Annotated in this window: 21 protein-coding genes; 12 read left to right on the forward strand and 9 right to left on the reverse strand. The window is 43.6% G+C overall.

Annotated features, from left to right (window positions below; all coding sequences use genetic code 11):
• The first annotated feature begins 1 nt into the window (after nucleotide 1).
• Nucleotides 2-1174 carry a MalY/PatB family protein gene (locus ACR65H_RS10225; RefSeq protein ID WP_440500125.1) on the forward strand — a complete coding sequence of 391 codons (1173 nt, stop codon included), beginning with the start codon at nucleotides 2-4 and terminating at the stop codon, nucleotides 1172-1174.
• A gap of 358 nt (nucleotides 1175-1532) precedes the next feature.
• On the opposite strand, the gene ACR65H_RS10230 is transcribed toward ACR65H_RS10225, so the two are convergent.
• Nucleotides 1533-1745 (reverse strand): hypothetical protein, encoded by a 213-nt coding sequence (locus ACR65H_RS10230; RefSeq protein WP_440500126.1) that lies wholly within the window; start codon nucleotides 1743-1745, stop codon nucleotides 1533-1535.
• A 23-nt stretch (nucleotides 1746-1768) separates the two neighbouring features.
• Nucleotides 1769-2548: a peptidylprolyl isomerase gene (locus tag ACR65H_RS10235; RefSeq protein WP_440500127.1), complete on the reverse strand. Its 780-nt coding sequence runs from the start codon at nucleotides 2546-2548 to the stop codon at nucleotides 1769-1771.
• A 229-nt stretch (nucleotides 2549-2777) separates the two neighbouring features.
• Here ACR65H_RS10235 and ACR65H_RS10240 point away from each other — a divergent pair, with 229 nt between their 5' ends.
• Complete coding sequence (locus ACR65H_RS10240; RefSeq protein WP_440500129.1) at nucleotides 2778-4010, forward strand: MFS transporter; 1233 nt, start codon at nucleotides 2778-2780, stop codon at nucleotides 4008-4010.
• Between the two features lie 61 nt (nucleotides 4011-4071).
• The gene (locus ACR65H_RS10245) at nucleotides 4072-5928 is read left to right on the forward strand and encodes a transglycosylase domain-containing protein (protein ID WP_440500131.1); all 1857 of its coding nucleotides are present in this window, start codon (nucleotides 4072-4074) and stop codon (nucleotides 5926-5928) included.
• A 58-nt stretch (nucleotides 5929-5986) separates the two neighbouring features.
• Here the strand turns inward: ACR65H_RS10245 and ACR65H_RS10250 are convergent, their stop codons facing one another.
• Nucleotides 5987-6547 carry a DUF5366 family protein gene (locus ACR65H_RS10250; protein ID WP_440500132.1) on the reverse strand — a complete coding sequence of 187 codons (561 nt, stop codon included), beginning with the start codon at nucleotides 6545-6547 and terminating at the stop codon, nucleotides 5987-5989.
• A gap of 163 nt (nucleotides 6548-6710) precedes the next feature.
• Here ACR65H_RS10250 and ACR65H_RS10255 point away from each other — a divergent pair, with 163 nt between their 5' ends.
• From ACR65H_RS10255 to mnhG, 7 genes are read left to right on the forward strand one after another with little or no spacing between them, the layout of a single operon-like run.
• Nucleotides 6711-9119 (forward strand): Na+/H+ antiporter subunit A, encoded by a 2409-nt coding sequence (locus ACR65H_RS10255; RefSeq protein WP_440500133.1) that lies wholly within the window; start codon nucleotides 6711-6713, stop codon nucleotides 9117-9119.
• Nucleotides 9106-9528, forward strand: a complete 423-nt coding sequence (locus ACR65H_RS10260; protein ID WP_440500134.1) for a Na(+)/H(+) antiporter subunit B — start codon at nucleotides 9106-9108, stop codon at nucleotides 9526-9528. Before ACR65H_RS10255 ends, ACR65H_RS10260 begins: the two co-directional genes overlap by 14 nt.
• On the forward strand, nucleotides 9528-9869 hold the full coding sequence (locus tag ACR65H_RS10265) for a Na(+)/H(+) antiporter subunit C (RefSeq protein ID WP_440500136.1): 342 nt from the start codon (nucleotides 9528-9530) through the stop codon (nucleotides 9867-9869). Before ACR65H_RS10260 ends, ACR65H_RS10265 begins: the two co-directional genes overlap by 1 nt.
• Nucleotides 9862-11343, forward strand: coding sequence for a Na+/H+ antiporter subunit D (locus ACR65H_RS10270; RefSeq protein WP_440500138.1), 1482 nt, complete (start codon nucleotides 9862-9864; stop codon nucleotides 11341-11343). Before ACR65H_RS10265 ends, ACR65H_RS10270 begins: the two co-directional genes overlap by 8 nt.
• A gap of 6 nt (nucleotides 11344-11349) precedes the next feature.
• Complete coding sequence (locus ACR65H_RS10275) at nucleotides 11350-11829, forward strand: Na+/H+ antiporter subunit E (RefSeq protein ID WP_440500139.1); 480 nt, start codon at nucleotides 11350-11352, stop codon at nucleotides 11827-11829.
• Nucleotides 11826-12107: a Na(+)/H(+) antiporter subunit F1 gene (locus ACR65H_RS10280; RefSeq protein ID WP_440500140.1), complete on the forward strand. Its 282-nt coding sequence runs from the start codon at nucleotides 11826-11828 to the stop codon at nucleotides 12105-12107. The genes ACR65H_RS10275 and ACR65H_RS10280 overlap by 4 nt, the downstream gene beginning before the upstream one ends.
• The gene (mnhG, locus tag ACR65H_RS10285; protein WP_440500383.1) at nucleotides 12091-12468 is read left to right on the forward strand and encodes a monovalent cation/H(+) antiporter subunit G; all 378 of its coding nucleotides are present in this window, start codon (nucleotides 12091-12093) and stop codon (nucleotides 12466-12468) included. Before ACR65H_RS10280 ends, mnhG begins: the two co-directional genes overlap by 17 nt.
• A 52-nt stretch (nucleotides 12469-12520) precedes the next feature.
• Here the strand turns inward: mnhG and ACR65H_RS10290 are convergent, their stop codons facing one another.
• Together ACR65H_RS10290 and ACR65H_RS10295 are read right to left on the reverse strand one after the other, a co-directional pair.
• A complete protein-coding gene (locus ACR65H_RS10290; RefSeq protein WP_440500141.1) occupies nucleotides 12521-12763 on the reverse strand; it encodes a hypothetical protein in 243 nt (80 codons plus the stop codon).
• Nucleotides 12764-12886: 123 nt separating this feature from the next.
• Nucleotides 12887-14398: a leucyl aminopeptidase gene (locus ACR65H_RS10295; protein WP_440500142.1), complete on the reverse strand. Its 1512-nt coding sequence runs from the start codon at nucleotides 14396-14398 to the stop codon at nucleotides 12887-12889.
• Between the two features lie 152 nt (nucleotides 14399-14550).
• On the opposite strand from ACR65H_RS10295, the gene ACR65H_RS10300 reads away from it, so the two are divergent.
• The gene (locus ACR65H_RS10300) at nucleotides 14551-15030 is read left to right on the forward strand and encodes a divergent PAP2 family protein (protein ID WP_440500143.1); all 480 of its coding nucleotides are present in this window, start codon (nucleotides 14551-14553) and stop codon (nucleotides 15028-15030) included.
• Between the two features lie 47 nt (nucleotides 15031-15077).
• Here ACR65H_RS10300 and ACR65H_RS10305 read toward each other — a convergent pair whose 3' ends face one another.
• The 4 genes from ACR65H_RS10305 to ACR65H_RS10320 all read right to left on the reverse strand — a co-directional run bounded on the left by ACR65H_RS10305 (nucleotide 15078) and on the right by ACR65H_RS10320 (nucleotide 18187).
• Nucleotides 15078-15404: a YuiB family protein gene (locus ACR65H_RS10305; RefSeq protein ID WP_440500144.1), complete on the reverse strand. Its 327-nt coding sequence runs from the start codon at nucleotides 15402-15404 to the stop codon at nucleotides 15078-15080.
• A 101-nt stretch (nucleotides 15405-15505) separates the two neighbouring features.
• The gene (locus tag ACR65H_RS10310; RefSeq protein WP_440500146.1) at nucleotides 15506-16003 is read right to left on the reverse strand and encodes an NUDIX domain-containing protein; all 498 of its coding nucleotides are present in this window, start codon (nucleotides 16001-16003) and stop codon (nucleotides 15506-15508) included.
• A gap of 69 nt (nucleotides 16004-16072) precedes the next feature.
• Entirely contained in the window at nucleotides 16073-17290 is a 1218-nt protein-coding gene (locus tag ACR65H_RS10315) for an NAD(P)/FAD-dependent oxidoreductase (protein ID WP_440500147.1), read from the reverse strand.
• Between the two features lie 531 nt (nucleotides 17291-17821).
• Nucleotides 17822-18187, reverse strand: a complete 366-nt coding sequence (locus tag ACR65H_RS10320) for a HesB/IscA family protein (protein ID WP_440500149.1) — start codon at nucleotides 18185-18187, stop codon at nucleotides 17822-17824.
• A 124-nt stretch (nucleotides 18188-18311) separates the two neighbouring features.
• On the opposite strand from ACR65H_RS10320, the gene ACR65H_RS10325 reads away from it, so the two are divergent.
• Nucleotides 18312-19007 (forward strand): DUF2225 domain-containing protein, encoded by a 696-nt coding sequence (locus ACR65H_RS10325; RefSeq protein ID WP_440500150.1) that lies wholly within the window; start codon nucleotides 18312-18314, stop codon nucleotides 19005-19007.
• Nucleotides 19008-19057 lie beyond the last annotated feature (50 nt).

Genomic DNA, 19057 nt, shown 5'->3' on the forward strand with positions numbered 1-19057 from the left:
AATGAAAGAGTTCGAACGAGTGATTGATCGTAAAAATACCCGCTCGGTGAAATGGGGCAATATGGAAGCCGTTTACGGGGTGGAAGACGCTTCGGAAGTTTTGCCAATGTGGATTGCGGATATGGATTTCAAGGCACCTCAACCGATCATTGACGCTATGCAAGAACGATTGGATCATGGTGTTTTCGGTTATTCGTACATATGCACGAAATGTAAAGATGCTGTGCGGACATGGCTATCATCGCGTCACGGATGGGAAACCGAAAATGAATGGATGCTATTCCATCATGGTGTTGTACCGGCAATTGCAACGGTCGTGGAAACATTTACAAATGCCGGCGATAATATTTTAATTACATCTCCCGTCTATCCGCCGTTTTTCAATGTGCCAGGGCACCAAAAACGGAATATAGTTGAATGCAGGTTGCTAGAAGACAATGGAAAATACTCCATCGACTTTACTGCTTTTGAAAAAAGCTTGCAGCAAGATATTAAATTATTTATCTTATGCCATCCGCACAACCCTGGGGGCGTTGTTTGGACAGAGGAAGAATTGCGTAATATTCTTCGCCTATGCAAGAAATACGATGTGCTGATTCTTTCGGATGAAATTCATGCCGATCTTGTCCTTCCTGGATTTACGCATACTCCACTTGCAAAACTTGCAGAAGAGGAAGGCGGACGTGTCATCACTTGTATTGCCCCGACGAAGACATTCAATTTAGCGGGTGTACAAGCTGCCGTCATGATTACAAAGGATGAAGAACTCCGCACGGCGCTGCAGCAAAGCGCGATGGCACATGGTCAAATGGAATTAAATGCATTTGCTGCTTCAGCACTCGTATCTGCATTCACAGAGTGTGAAGAATGGCTTACAAATCTGCTTGAAATCATTTCATCTAATATGGACTATGTCATTAACACGTTAACAGAGGCTGTTCCAGGAATCCAAATCCATAAACCAGAGGCAACTTATTTGCTGTGGATTGATTACCGTGGCACAGGGTTATCTGAAGAAGTGATGATGGATAAGCTGTTGAATAAAGGGAAGCTTGCGCTCGAGCCAGGTACAAAATATGGTAAAGCCGGCCGCGGATTCCTTCGCATGAACGTCGCTACCCCACGCGCTATTGTGGAAGATGGAGTGGCAAGATTTATTAAGGCAATGGAATAAATATGATGTGAGAGGCGAAATCCGAAGAGGATTTCGTCCTTTTCATTAAGGTAGCACTTGTTTTGAGCGCGGAACTGGCGGCTTTGAGCACTAAACTGAATTCTTGAGCGCTAAACTGAATTTTTGAGCGCTTAACCGGATTCTTGAGCGCTAAACCGAATTCTTGAGCGCTTAATCGGATTTTTGAGCGCTTAAACGGATTCTTGAGCGCTAAACTGAATTCTTGAGCGCTAAACCGAATTCTTGAGCGCTAAACCGAATTCTTGAGCGCTAAACCGAATTCTTGAGCGCTAAACCGAATTCTTGAGTGCACTACATAAAAAAGCATGATCCATTACATCGGATCATGCTTTATTCATTAAAAATCTTGTTTTTCTCTCGCTTCGCGGCGCTCGCGCAAAATTCGTTCTTCCAGCTCGCGTGTTTCCTCTTCCTGCTTTTTCGAATTCCGCCTAATCCATCTAAACGTAATGACAAGTAGGATCATGAAAAAGAAAAAGGAAATGGCTGCTGGGATATATTCGGATTTATCTTCTGGAAAGTAAAGGAACGGCATTAGCAAAACGTTCATTTACGTACACTTCCTAACGTGTATTATTTCTGGATGATTTCAATCGATTCAATTGAAATTTCTTCAACTGGCTTATCTGATCGATCAGTTTTAGCTGTTGCAATTTTATCTACAACATCCATTCCTTCGATTACTTGACCGAAAACAGTATGCTTCTGATCAAGATGAGGCGTACCGCCGTTCGCTTCATATGCTTTCGCGATTTCTTCAGGCCAGCCGCCTTGTGTCAATTGTGCTGCTGTGGCAGGAGGATTCGAAGCTTGTACAATGAAGAATTGGCTTCCATTTGTATTCGGGCCGGCATTTGCCATTGACAATGCCCCTCTTAGATTGAAAAGATCCATCGTGAATTCATCCTCAAAGGAATCGCCGTAGATGCTTTCTCCGCCCATTCCTGTTCCAGTCGGGTCACCGCCTTGAATCATGAAGTCTTTGATGACGCGGTGGAAGATGATTCCGTCATAATAGCCGTTTTCTGCATGCGTCAAGAAGTTCTCAACTGTTTTCGGCGCTTGTTCCGGGAATAGTTTAATTTTAATCGGACCCATCGTCGTATTCATAACGACAAGAGCTTCGTTTGCTGCTACTTCATTCGATAATTGTGGATACATAGTCGTGTCCTCCTCATTGGTCGCTTCATCTGATGATGTATCATCAGTTTTTTCTTCTTGCTCACCGTCTTCACTTTGTGTAGTAGACGAGCCATTTGTTACTGTCTCCTGATCCTTTTGTTCACTTTGTCCGCAAGCGGCAAGCATCAGTAATAGAAAGATTGAAAGCAAAGTTAGCGACATCTTTTTCATAATCATTCACCCTGAAACAGTTTACCATACCCCTCTCTTTTTTTCGATTGATAAGCATGAAATTTCCTTCGACACTCGAATTGTTTTATACTATTCAACAGCGGATGAATAATAGTTACGTTTACTTACGCTAGGCAAAGGGAATCTCTACTCTGATAAACGATTTCCAATTAACTCAACGCCGTGCTGAAAAAACTCGGCGGGTCAGTATGAAAGCGGGTCACATTATATGGATGTACAAAAACGTAATTTCATCATCATTTGGTTCGCAAACTTTCTAGTCGCCGGTACAATGACGATGATCATGCCATTCCTGTCTTTATATATAGAAACGTTCGGGGATCATTCGGATGCATACGTCCAAAAATGGGCAGGATTGATTTTCGGAGCGACATTCATTACAGCATTAATTATGTCGCCGATTTGGGGGCGAATTGCTGATAAATACGGATTTAAACCGATATTGCTCATTAACGGTTTCGGAATTGCGGTTTCCGTCTTCCTGATGGGTTTCGTTCATTCAGTTGAAGCATTCTTCATCCTCCGTCTATTCAATGGTGTCGTCACGGGGTTCATACCGACATCGCTCGCATTCGTTTCCTCTCAAACCGCAAGGGAAGAAGCCGGCAAAAAACTTGGTACACTACAAATGGGAAGCGTTACGGGAACATTGTTTGGACCTGTGCTAGGCGGATTGATGGCCGATGCATTCGGATTTAAATACACTTTCATCATCACTTCCATCTCTGTCGTCGCCGCAGCCCTGATCGTATTGTTCGGGATAAAAGAACAGAAGAAAGTGAAGACGAAGAAAGCCGTACAATATTCGCGGAAAACGATATTAGCAGGATTGCTTCATCATCGTCTCATGTTGAACGTTATGATTGTGACTTCCTTAATCCAAATCGGGAACTTCAGCATCCAGCCCCTCCTTTCCTTATACGTTGCAGGGTTGACAGATTCGAAAGATGTCGCTTTTCTGGCAGGTCTCACCTTCAGTGCTGCCGGTGTCGGAAACCTGCTGTTCGCAAGGAAGTGGGGAAAAATGGGGGATGAAATCGGGTACGAAAAAGTGCTTGGCATATTGTTGCTCCTCTCTTTCGTCTTTATCGTCCCGCAAGCTTTTGTCTCTTCCATCTGGCAATTGATGATTTGGCGGCTACTATTCGGAATTGCAATAGGCGGCATGATCCCGATTACGACTGCCCTCGTAAGGCGGGAAGCTCCGATCGATATCCAAGGAGAAGTAATGGGATACAATTCAAGCTTCCGTTTTCTCGGCAACATTATCGGTCCGATGTTCGGCGGGGTTGTCAGTGGCTTCATCGGCATTTCGTCGGTATTCATCCTTACTGGCATCCTTTTCTTAATAGGCTTTGCATTCCTTTATTATGCAAAAAGAAAACCAGTACAGGATTTTGAAGATTTCCTGGCAGCAGAAAGCGGACAATCCAGCAAATGAAATTTAGCACATTTCCAAAACGGAAATGTGCTATTATTTTTTCATAGGAAGGGGGTCCATTTTGAAAAAGTTTAGTAGCTTCATCATCACAATCATGATGATTCCCTTGTTGCTTGTCATTCAGCAGGCTGTTGCCAAAGAGTGGTCGAAAGCGCAGGTTTTGAAAAATACAATTGGAGATACGATTGAACTCACTGAACCTTCCATCAGCATTCCGATTTCAATGACAGACCGAGATGGGAGGATTTTTGCGGAGGAATATGTGGAATGGAGGCAGCCGCTTCCTTTGGATTCCATTCCTGATTTTGTTCAGCAGCTGTTTCTTGTGAGTGAAGATCAAAGATTCTTTGAACATAAAGGATATGACATCGCTGCAATTGCTAGAGCTTTCGCAGTCAATGCAAGAAATGATGAGATGAGCCAAGGAGGTTCAACGATTACCCAACAAGTCGTAAGGATGCGATTTTTGACGACTGAAAAGACATACGAGCGGAAATTCAAAGAGCTGTTGTATGCGGCAGAACTGGAACAGCAGTCGACAAAAGAAGACATCCTCGGAATGTATTTGAATGAAATGTTTTTTGGCAATCAAGTATATGGTGTTGGTGCGGCAGCAACTTTTTATTTCAACCGCCCTCTCGATGAATTGAATCCAGCCGAAATGGCGTTCATCGCTGCAATCCCGAATAATCCTTCCCATTACGATCCGCTCCGTCACTTTGACAATACGAAGAAGCGGCAAGAGCTCCTCTTATCCGTCCTTACAACAAACGGTGTCATGACGGAGCAGGAAGCGGATATGTGGAAGCAAGAAAAAATAATGTTACATGTAAAAGAAAAAGCAAATGAATTTAATATGTATAGCTCTTATGTTCTAGCCGAGCTAGAAGATTTAATAGGTCAGTCGGAAGGATTTACAGCATCCATCGCGGCTGCATCGACCCCTAGTGAAAAACAGGCGCATCTCGACGCTTTGAAAAAACGGACTGCTGAAGTGATCGCTGGAGGAATAAAAATTGAAACAGCTCTTGATTCTAAGAAGCAAAAGCATGATGAATCCTCTCTTTCCTCTCTGTTAAGAACGAAAAATTTACAAGCAGGGGCAGCTGTCATTGATAATTCGACGAAAGAAATCGTAAGCGTCTATGGAGGTAACAGCTTTCGCAAAGGAGATTTCAACAGAGCCTATCAAGCTGTGAGACAACCTGGCTCCGCCATCAAGCCTTTGCTCGTATACGCACCTTATCTTGAAAGCGGCCCATTCAAGGAAAGCACGCCGATCGACAGCAGCAATATTTGCATAGGTTCGTACTGTCCAACGAATATTGGTGGGTATACGTATGGGATGACGACCGTGAAAGAAGCGTTTCGTCATAGTCATAACACGGCGGCTGTGAGATTATTCCATAAGGTAGGGATTAAAGAGGCTTTTAATCATTTAAGTGCATTCCAATTCGAAAACGTCACCGACGAAGACTTCACCTACCCTGCTGCTCTAGGTGGTTTCCATAAAGGCGTGACCCCGCTCGAACTAGCTTCGGCCTATTCCAGCTTCGTGGATGGCATGTATTCCAAACCTCACGCCATCCGATATGTAAAAGACCGTCACGGAAATACACTTTACGAATGGAAAGATGAAGCTATGAAAGTATGGTCCGCCTCAACGGTTTCGACGATCCGTAACTTAATGCAAGACGTCGTAGTAAACGGAACAGGTAGAGGGATCCGCAGCACAACAACATATACTGGAGCAAAGACAGGAACGACTGACCATTACAAAGACTTATGGGTAGCAGGCATGAACGACCAATACACAATCGCCGTCTGGATCGGCTACGACAAACCATCATCCATCCAACACCTAAGCAACCAAAAGCTACACCTGCGCGCTTTCAGTGAATTGCTGTATGTTCCTTAAAACAAAAATCGTTGAAATGATCACATCAGTGTTCGTTTCAACGATTTTTTAATGAGGTTCAAACAACCGGAAGACTCGCAAGAACACCATTATAAAGCTTCAAAACAATATAAATAACACCAGATAAAAAGATCCCCCAAACGAATATTTCAAAAAACAACAAACCAATCATACTTGGAATCGTCATGAACTTACTCAATTTAAACATCATAAAAACAAAATAAACAAATGTCGTCAACAGGAAGATCACTAAAAGAATCTTCACCGACTGTATGCCGCCTACCGAAGCAAGCGCTCCAATAAAATAAATCAAATTGCCGCTCTTCGCCTCACTATACGACTCCCCCACTGCATCGATCGAGAAAAACAACATCGCCGTCTCATGAATCGTCTCTGCAATCAGCTTCAAAGCAGAAAAAATCATAAAAAAAGCAAGCGAATAAATGACTAGAAGAAAAAGACGCAGTTGTGTATCCGTCAAAAACTCCCTCATGCCTGCATATAAACCGATTTGACCAAAAAAAACAATCGATGCCCCTACTAAATAGACACCGAACGTCAAACTAAACAGTGTAATTGTCAGAAATGGCAAATAGCCAAAAAGATACGGATTTCTCATTTGACACCCCGAAAGCAAATAAATTCTCTTTTCCCTATAATATAGGAAGGTAAACCAAAATCGCAACAACACCCAAATGTCTCCTATGCATTTCGCCGGATTTTACGTTATACTTTTAAACAATGCAAAGAATAATGATTCGTTCATTGGAAGGAGGATTACTTTGGAATTCGTATTACTGATTTTTCTGCCGATTGTAGCGGCACTATTCATACCGTTCCTATTTCGAAAAATAAAAGGTATACATACTGGATGGTTCGTCCTTGCTGTTCCTGTTGTATTATTCATTTATTATACAACATTCATCAAGACGACAATGGACGGTGGACATGCATTATCTGAACTACAATGGATACCTTCGCTCGGTATCTCATTCGTATCCTATTTGGATGGGTTGAGTATTTTATTCTCCCTGCTTATTACAGGGATTGGAGCGCTCGTTGTACTCTATTCGATCTTTTATCTCGATAAGAACAAGGAGAAGCTAGGTAACTTCTACGTCTATCTTCTTCTATTCATGAGTGCAATGCTTGGGGTTGTCCAATCGGATAATGTCATTTCGCTCTATCTATTTTGGGAGCTTACATCCATTTCATCATTTTTATTGATCGGTTATTGGTTTACTCGTGACGGTTCTAGATTCGGCGCTTTAAAATCAATGATGATAACCGTTTTCGGAGGACTGATGATGCTTGGAGGGTTCATCCTTCTAGGTATTATGGGAGGTACATTCTCCATCCGGGAGCTAATTGCCGAATCGTCCACATTCGTTGGGCATGAATTTTTCACATTAGCGCTCGTACTCATTTTACTTGGGGCCTTCACGAAATCTGCACAGTTTCCATTTTACATTTGGTTGCCAGATGCCATGGAAGCGCCTACACCTGTCAGTGCCTATTTGCATTCAGCGACAATGGTAAAAGCGGGGTTATATCTTGTTGCGCGGTTCACACCGATTTTCGCAGCGTCAGAAGTGTGGATTTGGCTCGTTTCGGGCATCGGATTACTCACATTGTTCTGGGGCTCGCTATTCGCAGTGAAGCAGACAGATCTAAAGGCCATTTTAGCCTTTTCAACCGTCAGTCAGCTCGGCTTAATCATGTCGTTGCTCGGCGCGGGAGCTATTACATTTCATGTGAATGAAACATTGTTCTCCTTTGCTATGTTCGCTGCCATTTTCCATTTGATCAACCATGCGACGTTCAAAGGGAGCTTGTTCATGATAGCAGGAATTGTCGATCATGAAACGGGGACAAGAGATATTCGTAAGCTTGGCGGCCTCATGAGCATCATGCCGGTCAGTTTCACTGTCGCGTTCATCGGGTCGATGTCAATGGCTGGCTTGCCGCCATTCAATGGTTTCTTGAGTAAAGAGATGTTTTTACAATCAATGCTTGCAATCCGTCACTTTGAGTTATTCAATTTTGCTACTTGGGGAGCCTTCTTCCCTGTCATTGCGTGGATAGCAAGTGTATTCACATTCATTTACAGCTTTTACTTCGTGTTCAAAACATTCGCGGGACAAAAAAAGGTTGGCAAGTTGCCGCGTGAGCCACATGAAGCGCCTGTCGGGATGCTCATATCCCCGGTAGTTCTTGCTTCGCTCGTCGTTGCGATCTTTTTCATACCGAATGTTGTCGGGAAATGGCTCGTCAAGCCTGCCGTCATGGCAATCCAACCGTATCAATATTCACATCCATCAGAAGTGGCTGTCCATGTTTCCGCGTGGCACGGATTCGCTTCCCCAGAACTTTGGATGACAGTCGGCATCGTACTTATCGGTGGTCTTCTCTACATGTCGCTGTCGAAATGGCAAAAGTATTATTGGATCCAGCCTGATTCTATTTCCTTGAATGCGCTGTATGACGGAACGATGACGTTTAGCGAAAAAGGCATGAACCGCCTATCTCGCATGTATATGACAGGGCTCATCCGCACCTATTTGTTGTACATATTTGCATTTTTATCGGTAACAACGATAGCAATGCTATTCCTTCAAGATGCATTTGTCGTGGATATGTCCAGCTTTTCAAAAGTAAGTGTGTACGGTGTAATTAATGCTGTCATTCTTTTGCTTGCAGTCGCTTTCGTATTGCTATCTAAAACGAGGCTTGGGGCGATTATATCGCTTGGAGCTGTCGGTTATTCGGTCGCACTATTCTTCGTTATTTTCAAAGCGCCCGATTTGGCACTTACACAATTGGTTATTGAAACTGTGTCGGTTGCGTTATTCTTATTGGCATTTCAACATTTGCCTAAGCTATCCGATCACGGAGAGAAAAAGAGCCATAAATTGGTGAACGCCATTATTGCCCTTGGAGTCGGCGTAACTGTAACGTTGGTTGCTTTGTCTTCCCACTCACAGAAGCTTGTTGAATCCATTTCAAGTTATTACAAGGAAACGGTTGAAACAGAAGCTGGCGGAGGGAATATCGTTAACGTCATCCTTGTGGATTACCGTGGATTTGATACTTTATTCGAAATAGCCGTATTGGCGATTGCCGGAATCGGCGTTCTAGGAATGATTAAACTTCGTTTGGCAAGAAAGGAGAGTTCAGATGAAAACAAATGACGTCATTTTACAGACGACGACAAAAGTAGTATTTTTCATCATTTTCCTTTTTTCAATCCATATTTTCTTTGCTGGGCATTATACACCCGGAGGAGGCTTCGTCGGTGGTTTGCTGACGACAGGAGCGATTGTTCTTCTCTTATTAGCCTTTGATTTGAAAACTGTGCAGAAAGCTTTGCCATTCAATTTTACGATCATGACTGCAATCGGTTTATTATTAGCGCTCGGGACTGCCGCAGGTTCCATCTTTTTCAATGTCCCGTTTTTCACGCATGCTTTTGACTACTTTACTTTGCCATTATTCGGCAAGACATCCCTTCATACGGCGATGGTGTTTGACGCTGGTGTATTCCTCGTCGTCGTAGGCTCAGCTATTACAATCATCCAGTCAATTGGAGGGGATTCGTAATGGAATTGGTAATGGCTATTTTAATCGGTGTCTTATTCACTGCAGCGGTTTATTTGATCCTATCTAGAAGTCTTTTGAAAGTTATCATCGGGACAGGATTATTGAGCCATGGCGCCCATTTGCTCATCCTAACGATGGGTGGACTAGGAGGCCTGGCACCTCCCGTTATATCAGAAGGCGTGACGGACTTTGCGGATCCATTGCCGCAAGCGCTTATTCTAACAGCGATTGTCATCAGCTTCGGTGTGACGGCTTTCATTCTCGTAATGGCGTACCGCGCTTATGCTGTCCATAAAACCGATGACATGAATCAACTGAAAGGAAATGACGAACATGATTAACTTACTTTTATTCCCGATCATCATACCTTTCCTTTTTGCGATTCTACTGCTGTTCTTTAAAGAGAACGTCCAGGTCCAGAGGGTTTTATCATGTATCGGAGTCGTGCTTAGCCTCATTGCTTCGTTCTATTTGTTAGTGACCGTCAAAACGGACGGCATCCAGTCTGTTACACTAGGCAGCTGGCCAGCACCGTTCGGAATTACGATGGTATCGGATATGTTCTCCGCATTATTAGTCACGACGACCCTTTTAATTACCTTATTCGTCGTTGTCTACAGTTTCACTGCAATTGGAGAAGAACGGGAGAAGTTCTTCTACTACCCTGCCATCCTATTCATGGTTACAGGAGTGAACGGTGCATTTACAACCGGAGATATATTCAATATGTTCGTCTTTTTTGAAGTTCTGCTCATCGCATCCTACTTATTGATCGTCCTTGGCGGCGAAAAAAAGCAATTGCGTGAATCGATCAAGTACATACTTGTTAATGTCGTTTCTTCAGCATTATTTGTTATTACTGTCGCTTATCTTTACTCCGTCGTCGGTACATTGAACATGGCCGATATTTCGGTGAAGATCGCTGAAATTGGTCAACCGGGAATTATCACGGTCATAGCTGTTCTGATGTTGATTGTTTTTGGGGTCAAAGGGGCCATATTCCCGCTCTACTTCTGGCTTCCAGGATCGTATGCTGCTCCTCCTATCCCGGTTCTCGCTTTGTTCGGCGCTTTGCTGACGAAGGTCGGAGTATACGCGATTATGAGGACGTATACGTTGTTTTTCACTCACAATATCGGAGTCACCCATGAGATTTTGATGGTTGTATCCATTTTGACCGTCATTGTCGGCTGCATCGGTGCGCTAGCATACTTCGATTTGAAGCAGATTATCATTTATAACATCGTCATTGCGGTCGGCGTCATTCTTTTCGGTGCATCTCAGATGAATGAAGCGGGTATCTCTGGCGCGATCTTTTACTTAGTGCATGACATGCTTATCAAAGGAGCTCTGTTCTTGTTGATCGGCATTATCATTTATGTCACCGGTACGTCAAATTTACGGAAAATGGGCGGATTGATGAAAACCCATGCCCCTCTTGGGTGGTTTTACTTGATTGCTGCCTTCGGATTAGCAGGCATTCCGCCATTAAGCGGGTTCATTGGGAAACTGCTCATTGCCCAAGGTGCATTTCAGGCCGATAATGTGTGGGGAAGCATCCTTATCCTTGCATCGAGCTTGATCGTTCTGCTCTCGGTTATCAGGATTTTCATATATGCATTCTGGGGAGAGCCTGTGGAACTGCCGAAAACGAAGCGGAAGCCATACGTACGAATGATGCTTCCAACAATCGTTTTAGTCATTCTTTCGGTCTTTTACGGAGTCGGAACTGAGTGGCTCATTCCTTACGTGACAGACGCCACGGATGTATTACTACAACCATCCATCTATATTGATGCGGTGCTGAAGGAGTAGATGTCGATGGCATTTCAAATATTATTGAACTTTCTAATCGCTGTCATTTGGATGTTCATGAATTCTTCATTGACTGCGACAACTTTCATCATCGGATATTTGATCGGTTTGATTTTAATTGTCATTACGAGACGATTTTTCAAATCGCGGCTTTATATATGGCGACTTTGGGCGGCCATAAAATTGACGCTGTTGTTCTTCAAAGAACTGGTGCTTTCAAATATTTCGGTTCTACTGCTTGTCATTAAACCGAAATTACAGCTCCAGCCTATGATTTTCGCGTTGCCGACGGAGCTTGAGCATGATTGGGAAATCACACTATTATCCAGCCTGATCACGTTGACACCCGGAACGCTTGTACTTCACGTATCTGATGACCAACGCACATTGTACATCCATGCAATCGACGTTGACGATGTGGACGAAGCGATTGACTCTATAAAAAATTCATTCGAAAAAGCGATCATGGAGGTGAGCCGGGCATGATGATTTTTATTTGGGCGTCACTGATTCTCGTAGTGTTAACGATGATCGGTGTCATGTTCCGTGTATACCGGGGACCTTCTGTGCCCGATAGGCTCATCGCTCTTGATGGAATTGGCGTTATGCTCATTTCAGCAATCGCGCTGATTTCCATTTTGTTCGACACCGCCTTTTTCATCGATGTAATTTTATTAATTGCCATTATGTCGTTCATCGGCACAGTGTCATTCTCCAAGTTTATTGAGAAAGGAGAGATCATTGAACGTGACCGTAATCGCTAATATTTTAATCGTTACGACTATCAGCGTCGGTGTCATTTTCACGATTGTGGCGATGATTGGCATTTTACGATTACCAGACGTCTATACACGTGCACATGCAGCATCGAAAAGTGCGACTCTCGGTGTTCTTAGTATATTGCTTGGCGTGTTCTTTCACTTTTGGTTGAAGGAAGGCCATTTTAGTATCTCCCTGCTTCTCGGTATCGCATTCCTGTTCATCACCTCCCCAATTGGCGGACACTTAATGGGCCGCGCCGCCTATATGTCAGGTGTAAAGCCAACTGAATTAACCGTTGGGGATGATTTGAAGGAAGTCATCAAAGAGGCTAAAGAGATCAACATGAAGAAATTAAAAGATTGAAGCAAAAGACAAACAAACTCGGTATTCCATATTGGAATACCGAGTTGTCTTTTTAATATGGAAAGCCGTATGGTGGATAATTGTAATACGGAGGATATCCATATCCATATGGATAATAATTATATGGATATCCATACGGATAGTTATAAGGATAATAAGGTGGGAACAAGGCGTTGCCAAGGAAGCTGCCTACTAAACCACCTAAAAAGGGACCACCTACCCCAAATCCAAACCCGTCATTCCTTCTGTAATTCCTTCCATAACCACCACGATGCCTATTATCAAAACGTACCATCTATATCCCCCTTTCTCACTTATCCTATTCGTGACGGGCTAAGTGAGGAGGGACGGACGCCTATAGGTCAATCCAATAACGGTTACTCCGGCATCCAATTTACAACCGAAGACTTCAAGCTTTTCATTCAGTCACATCAGCATCTGCCATACGCTCGACAACTGTAGCAAGAGTACGGACCATTACACCCGTAGCACCTTTAGGACCGAGGTCATGGGCAGCCGACGCATCTGAAGTGCCTGCGATGTCCAAATGAATCCATGGAGTGTCTTCCGCGAATTCACCGACAAATCCTCCACCGAAGATCATATGACCGTCACGGCCCGGTGAATTGTTCAAATCGGCAACATCACTTTTTCGGATACGCTTCTTGTCGCTCTCTGTAAGCGGCAATCTCCATACGAATTCACCTGTTTCCAACGAGGCTTGCATGAACTCTTCAAAGAACGATTCATCATTCGTCAATGCCCCGGTCTTGTCATTGCCTAGTGCGACAATAACGCCTCCCGTGAGCGTCGCTACGTCTATCAAATAGTTAGCTCCGGATTGCTTCGCGTACGTGACTGCATCGGCAAGAACAAGTCTTCCTTCTGCATCCGTATTCAACACTTCAATCGTTTTGCCGCTTAGTGACGTAATGACATCATCAGGCTTGAACGCTTCGCCTGAAACCATATTATCCGTCGCTCCGATAACAGCGATGACGTTTTTCGCAGGACGCAGCTCTCCGATGATATTCATCGCTCCGAGCACTGCTGCCGCTCCGCCCATATCGCCTTTCATGCCGACCATTCCTTCACGAGGTTTCAATGAGTAGCCGCCTGTATCGTATGTCACTCCTTTGCCGACAAGACCAACAACATTTTCCCACTGTTCAGTTCCAGCATATTTCAATACGATGAGACGGGGCTCTTCAACGGATCCTTTATTAACTGCCAAGATTGCACCCATACCAAGCTCTTCCATCTCTTTTTTACCGAGGATTTCAATTTCAAAATCATGTTTTTCCGCAAGTTCCTTGGCATACTCCGCCATCTTCGTTGCAGTTAGAATATTTGGCGGTGTGTTCACTAACGTACGTGCCTCATTGACCGCGTTTGCATATGTACTACCTACTTCGAATGCCGCCTTTAATTCATCTTCATCAGCCGCCGTTAAAAATGCCACATCTGTCAGCGAGACATCTCTTTCGTTCGAATCGGTCTTATACCCTTCAAATTGATAAGAGCCCATGCCGATTCCTTCTGCTGCAGCGAAGACGACATCAACACACGCCAATTCTTCATTCGTAAATGGAGCTGTCCAAATGGCCACTGATGATGCCTTGGATGATTTCAATTCTTTGCCTAATGCTGCAAATGCTTGACGTAAACGATCTTCCGTCAGCTTTTTGGATGCCCCGAGTCCGATGAAGATGATACGCTCATATCCTAGCGCCTCCAATGCAGGCATTTTGACGATTTTTTTGAAATCTGTCTTAATATCTCCAGATTTGACCCAATCCATCAGACGCGGACTGAATGAGTCGGCAAATGTTTTCCACCCTTCTACATTTTCAGGATGTTCCGGAACACCTATAACGAGTACTTCCGATTTCACATTACTGAATTCAGGTACAATAAATGATGCTTTCATTTGACTACCTCCCACTTTTCATACATCCTCTATTATATACCAATTCACTCTCGAACCAAAAGAATCATTCAAAAAAATCGGACTTTCAATAGTCAACGACAAATGATATGGTATACTATTTGTAGAATTTTCATTAGAAAAGGAGTGGAATCATGTCCTTATTGCAAAACACTCCGCTCCTCGCGGCATTATTTGCGATTTTTTTCGCTCAATTTGTTAAGATTCCGATTCACTTTTTATTGACAAGAAAATTGGACTGGAAGTTGATGACGTCCACCGGGGGCATGCCGAGCTCCCATTCAGCCGCGGTATCCGCGCTGACAACTGCCATTGCCTACGAAGTCGGACTCGATTCCCCGCTGTTCGCGGTATCTGCCATTTTTGCAGTCATCGTCATGTTCGATGCAACCGGGATCCGCTACCAAGCAGGCCAACAGGCACTCATTATTAATCAAATGAGAGTAGACTTCCAAACGTTTGTGACAGAAGTGAAAGGCTGGCAACAGAAAGACGGGCAGCAAAAGATCATGGAGTTGAAAACCCTATTAGGCCATAAGCCAAGCGAAGTATTTGCAGGTTCAGTGACGGGCATTCTCATTTCAGTCATCACCTATTCATTTATCGTGTCATAAAACAAAGAAGAAGGTGCTCCCTCGTCGTGGGACACCTTCTTCTTATCTTAGAACATCTGATATCCTTGCTTTCTTAGCAGCTTAATAACAAATCCTGAAATGATGGCGCCAACGAGCCCGCTTGCAAGAATGATAATATCGGCTGCATGGAGAGACATAATTTTTTCGCCGAGCAAATTGAAAGAATTACCCGGATTTGTGAAGTAATCAAATACTTTCACTTCATCGATAATCAAAATGACGACGATCGGATAGACAATCGCCATTAACCACGTCATACGGAGCAGCATATTTAGCAAGAAGCCTATTCCGAAAAACATGACCATGAAAATAATTATGGATAAAACGACATGTGTCAATGAAATTGTTCCCAAATTATTTACCTCCGCTTTCCATTCACCATTTTACAGGAACAGGTGCATGCTTTCAATATAACAGTGTCAATTCAATGATTTGTCGAAATTAGAACTTTTGTTCATTTTTTGTAAAACAGTTTGTATGATGTGTATCCAAACCAATCTCCTGGATCCATCTGTTCCATTTCAAGCAGTCCTGACTCTATTGCCCTTTCCGCAATTTCATGGATCATTGCTGACACATTGGGATCATCCTTCAACTCAAATGGTGTTTTCCAAGCAACTTCCGAGATTTCTTCCTCTTGGGGAATTAAGAGCTGATCGTCTCGTTCAGGGCGTAATAGAAAAATCGCCATGTTGTCACTAATATTGCCTTGCAATATGCCGGTACGAAAACCGACCATCCCTTCCAGTTTGCAATCGAGTCCTGTCTCCTCTTTCACTTCTCGAATTGCGGCTTGATCGGCTGTTTCATTCCCTTCCACGAAGCCGGCTGGCAACGACCACATCCCTTTCAATCCGCTATATGTCTTTTTGACGACGAGCCATTCACCGTTGCTGTTCATGACAATGGCAGATGCTCCGAGCCAAACATTTCCTCGTTTGTTTTTCGCCAATCATATCCCCCCTTTAAAAAACACCCGCCATGGAATAGGCGGGTGTGAATTATTAGTTGCATGCAATTCTTATTTTAGAAAGTTGAATTTACCTTTTTTAATAGTCAAGCCTACTCCGCCGATCATGAATAGGGAACGGTTATCAACAACTTTTTTCATGAATGAAGCTTTTTTACCCATCAATTTCTTACCGAAAGCGACACCGATTGCATCGTCATCACCAAGAGAAGCGATGCTTCCTTTAATATCTGGAGTGAATTCGGAAGTCGGGTTGCCTTTAATCAATGCGATCAAGTTGTTCGCACACATATCACCTTGTTGCATCGCGATTTGAGCCGTTGGAGGATATGGACGATTCGTTTCTTCATTGATCATCAATGCGCAGTCACCAACGATGAATACGTCATCATGTCCTGGAGCTCGAAGGTCTTTTTCAACTTTGACACGCGCACGCATATTTTCAATGCCAGTTTGTTCGATCAAGCGATTGCCGCGAACACCAGCTGCCCATACGACAGTACCAGCTTTGATGAATTCAAACTCATCTTCGCCTTTTTTAATGTTGACGCCTTCTGGAGTTGCTTCTACAACTGGCGTACCGATGGAGAATTCAATTCCTTTTGCTTTCAATTGTCTTACCGCGTAGTCTACCAATTCAGGATCGAAGCCTGGCAACACCATAGGTGCCGCTTCTACACAAATGACGCGAACTTTCTCTTGAGGAACATCAAACTCTTTGCAAAGCTCAGGTACACGATTGCCAAGTTCCCCTAGGAATTCAATTCCAGTGAAGCCCGCTCCGCCGACAACAATTGTCAAACGGCTATCGTCTTTTTCATCTTCAAGAGACCATGTTGCAAATTGATATTCGATATGCTCACGGATTTGACGAGCCGCATTTACGTTAGCGATTGACAATGCATATTTGTCAAGGCCTGTAATACCAAACGTTTCACCTTCGAAACCTAATGCAATGACAAGGTAGTCGTAAGTATGCGTACCGACATTAGTTGTGACCACTTTACCTGGGATATCAATTGCTTGAACTTCCGCTTTTACAAATTTAACTTTTCCTTCATTGATGACACTTTTAATATCATAGCGAACTTGTTCAGGCGACAAAGTTCCTGCAGCCGCTTCATGAAGCCAAGTCGACTCATAGTGATAATCATTTTTATTAATAAGTACAATATCAGCCTCGTCAGTGCCGATTGATTTTTGCAAGTTGACGACTGTGGATAAACCGCCGTAACCCGCACCTAATACTAAGATTGTCGGTCTTTTCACGAAAATCGAAACCACCTTTAATTTTTATTATGTGCCGGGTCCGTTGAAAATCAGTTCTTGCGACGATTTAACCAGTCCTGGCATTTGCCTTTATTCGACAAACTTCTACTCTTCAATAGTAGCCTTTTTAGTAGGCCTTTTCAACATCATAATGATAAAAATCATTAATTGGAATATAAGAACAAAAGCGGAAGGCGCCTGCCTAGAGGCGACAGGCATAAGACAAAGATGCGGCGTGGCGCTTTTTGCCACAGAGCAGCTTTGACTTATGACCCCGAGCCTCTGGCGCCCGGAGTCTAGACGACAACAAAAGCGTAGGGTGGCGTTTAACTCCGACAGGCATAAGGCGGATCCGCAAACGGCGCTCTTTGCCGTGCAGCGGAGCTGACTTATGACCCGAGGAGTTGCCACCCGGAGTCTAGACGTAATAAAAACCTCCCCACCCAGATGAACCCGGAAGGCATGTCTGGATATAGGAGGAATCGTTTATAAATGTACCTAGGCAAAATAGCATCAGGATCTATAATAAGCTTAATCGCAAGCTTCTGGAGTTCCGACTTTCTTAGCCGTTCTAAATGAAGTTCCGCAGCCGCATGATGCGATGGCGTTCGGATTATCTATTGTAAATCCCCCACCCATCAAGGACTCTTTGTAATCAACCTTTGTCCCTTCAAGGATTCCTGCATCCTCTTTGGAAACAACAATTTGAATACCATGCTGTGTTAGTAGGTAATCATCATCAGACTGTTGCTCTTCGAATCCTAAGCCATATGTTAATCCGCTGCAACCTCCGCCATTTACTGCAACGCGAAGGAATGAACCTTCCTCACCGTTATGAGTCATCATTTCTTTCACATGAAACGCTGCAGCTTCAGTAATTTCAACATATTGTTTCATTTACATCCACCTTCCCGCTTTTCTTCTATCATATCAATGATTTTACCGATTACGCAATTATATACACTCCAATCGGAAGAAGATGGTGTATAATGAAATGTATAGTGCGAAAGGATGATGTTGATTGGAGATCAATCCTACTTATGTCAAGAAAACGGTTTGTTTGAATTGCAAGGAGAAATTTACTACAACGAAGATCCGTTCACGCTTCGTCCGTGTCACGAAGCATGATAGCGACTTTAAACCAATATATACGGATTCTAGCGTCAACCCGATACTCTATAATGTCTCCGTTTGTCCCAATTGTGGATTTGCCTACACAGATGAGTTTTCCAGCTACTTTGCACCCGGCGTGAAAGAGGAAATTGCACAAAAGATCACCTCCCTATGGAGCGGCAGATCATTCGGTGAAGAACGGACTATTGAAGAGGCAATTGAAGCTTATAAACTTGCTTATGTTAGTGCGAATCTAAAGAAAGAGAAGTCATTGACGATGGCAGGCATTACGCTTCGAATCGCTTGGCTATACGACGATATCGAAGACTTCGTGTCCGGGAATCGTTTTAGAACAGTATCTCGTAATTTGTATACAGAGGCCTATTCTTCAGGGGATCATGCTGGTACGCAAATGTCGGAGACGAGGGTTTTATATTTGATGGCTGAGCTTTCCCATCTGATTGGTGATAAGGAAGCTGCTATCCGGAACTTCTCAAGAGTAATTGAAGGCCAAAGGACATCGACCGACCCCCAAATTATTGAGATGGCGAAAGAAAGATGGCAGGAAATTAGAGAGCAACGCGAGAAAAGTGCTCATTCATAAATAGAATGGATTGCATTTGGCGTGGGTCGCTTTACTTCGGACGGCAAGCA

It is taken from the genome of Sporosarcina sp. SAFN-015 (genome assembly GCF_059415085.1).

Excerpts from the sequence above, each read along its gene's own strand:
- ACR65H_RS10225 (WP_440500125.1), top strand. The coding sequence starts at position 2 with ATGAAAGAGTTCGAACGAGTGATTGATCGTAAAAATACCCGCTCGGTG.
- ACR65H_RS10230 (WP_440500126.1), bottom strand. The coding sequence starts at position 1,745 with ATGAACGTTTTGCTAATGCCGTTCCTTTACTTTCCAGAAGATAAATCC.
- ACR65H_RS10235 (WP_440500127.1), bottom strand. The coding sequence starts at position 2,548 with ATGAAAAAGATGTCGCTAACTTTGCTTTCAATCTTTCTATTACTGATG.
- ACR65H_RS10240 (WP_440500129.1), top strand. The coding sequence starts at position 2,778 with ATGGATGTACAAAAACGTAATTTCATCATCATTTGGTTCGCAAACTTT.
- ACR65H_RS10250 (WP_440500132.1), bottom strand. The coding sequence starts at position 6,547 with ATGAGAAATCCGTATCTTTTTGGCTATTTGCCATTTCTGACAATTACA.
- ACR65H_RS10260 (WP_440500134.1), top strand. The coding sequence starts at position 9,106 with ATGAAAACAAATGACGTCATTTTACAGACGACGACAAAAGTAGTATTT.
- ACR65H_RS10265 (WP_440500136.1), top strand. The coding sequence starts at position 9,528 with ATGGAATTGGTAATGGCTATTTTAATCGGTGTCTTATTCACTGCAGCG.
- ACR65H_RS10270 (WP_440500138.1), top strand. The coding sequence starts at position 9,862 with ATGATTAACTTACTTTTATTCCCGATCATCATACCTTTCCTTTTTGCG.
- ACR65H_RS10275 (WP_440500139.1), top strand. The coding sequence starts at position 11,350 with ATGGCATTTCAAATATTATTGAACTTTCTAATCGCTGTCATTTGGATG.
- ACR65H_RS10280 (WP_440500140.1), top strand. The coding sequence starts at position 11,826 with ATGATGATTTTTATTTGGGCGTCACTGATTCTCGTAGTGTTAACGATG.
- ACR65H_RS10290 (WP_440500141.1), bottom strand. The coding sequence starts at position 12,763 with ATGGTACGTTTTGATAATAGGCATCGTGGTGGTTATGGAAGGAATTAC.
- ACR65H_RS10295 (WP_440500142.1), bottom strand. The coding sequence starts at position 14,398 with ATGAAAGCATCATTTATTGTACCTGAATTCAGTAATGTGAAATCGGAA.
- ACR65H_RS10300 (WP_440500143.1), top strand. The coding sequence starts at position 14,551 with ATGTCCTTATTGCAAAACACTCCGCTCCTCGCGGCATTATTTGCGATT.
- ACR65H_RS10320 (WP_440500149.1), bottom strand. The coding sequence starts at position 18,187 with ATGAAACAATATGTTGAAATTACTGAAGCTGCAGCGTTTCATGTGAAA.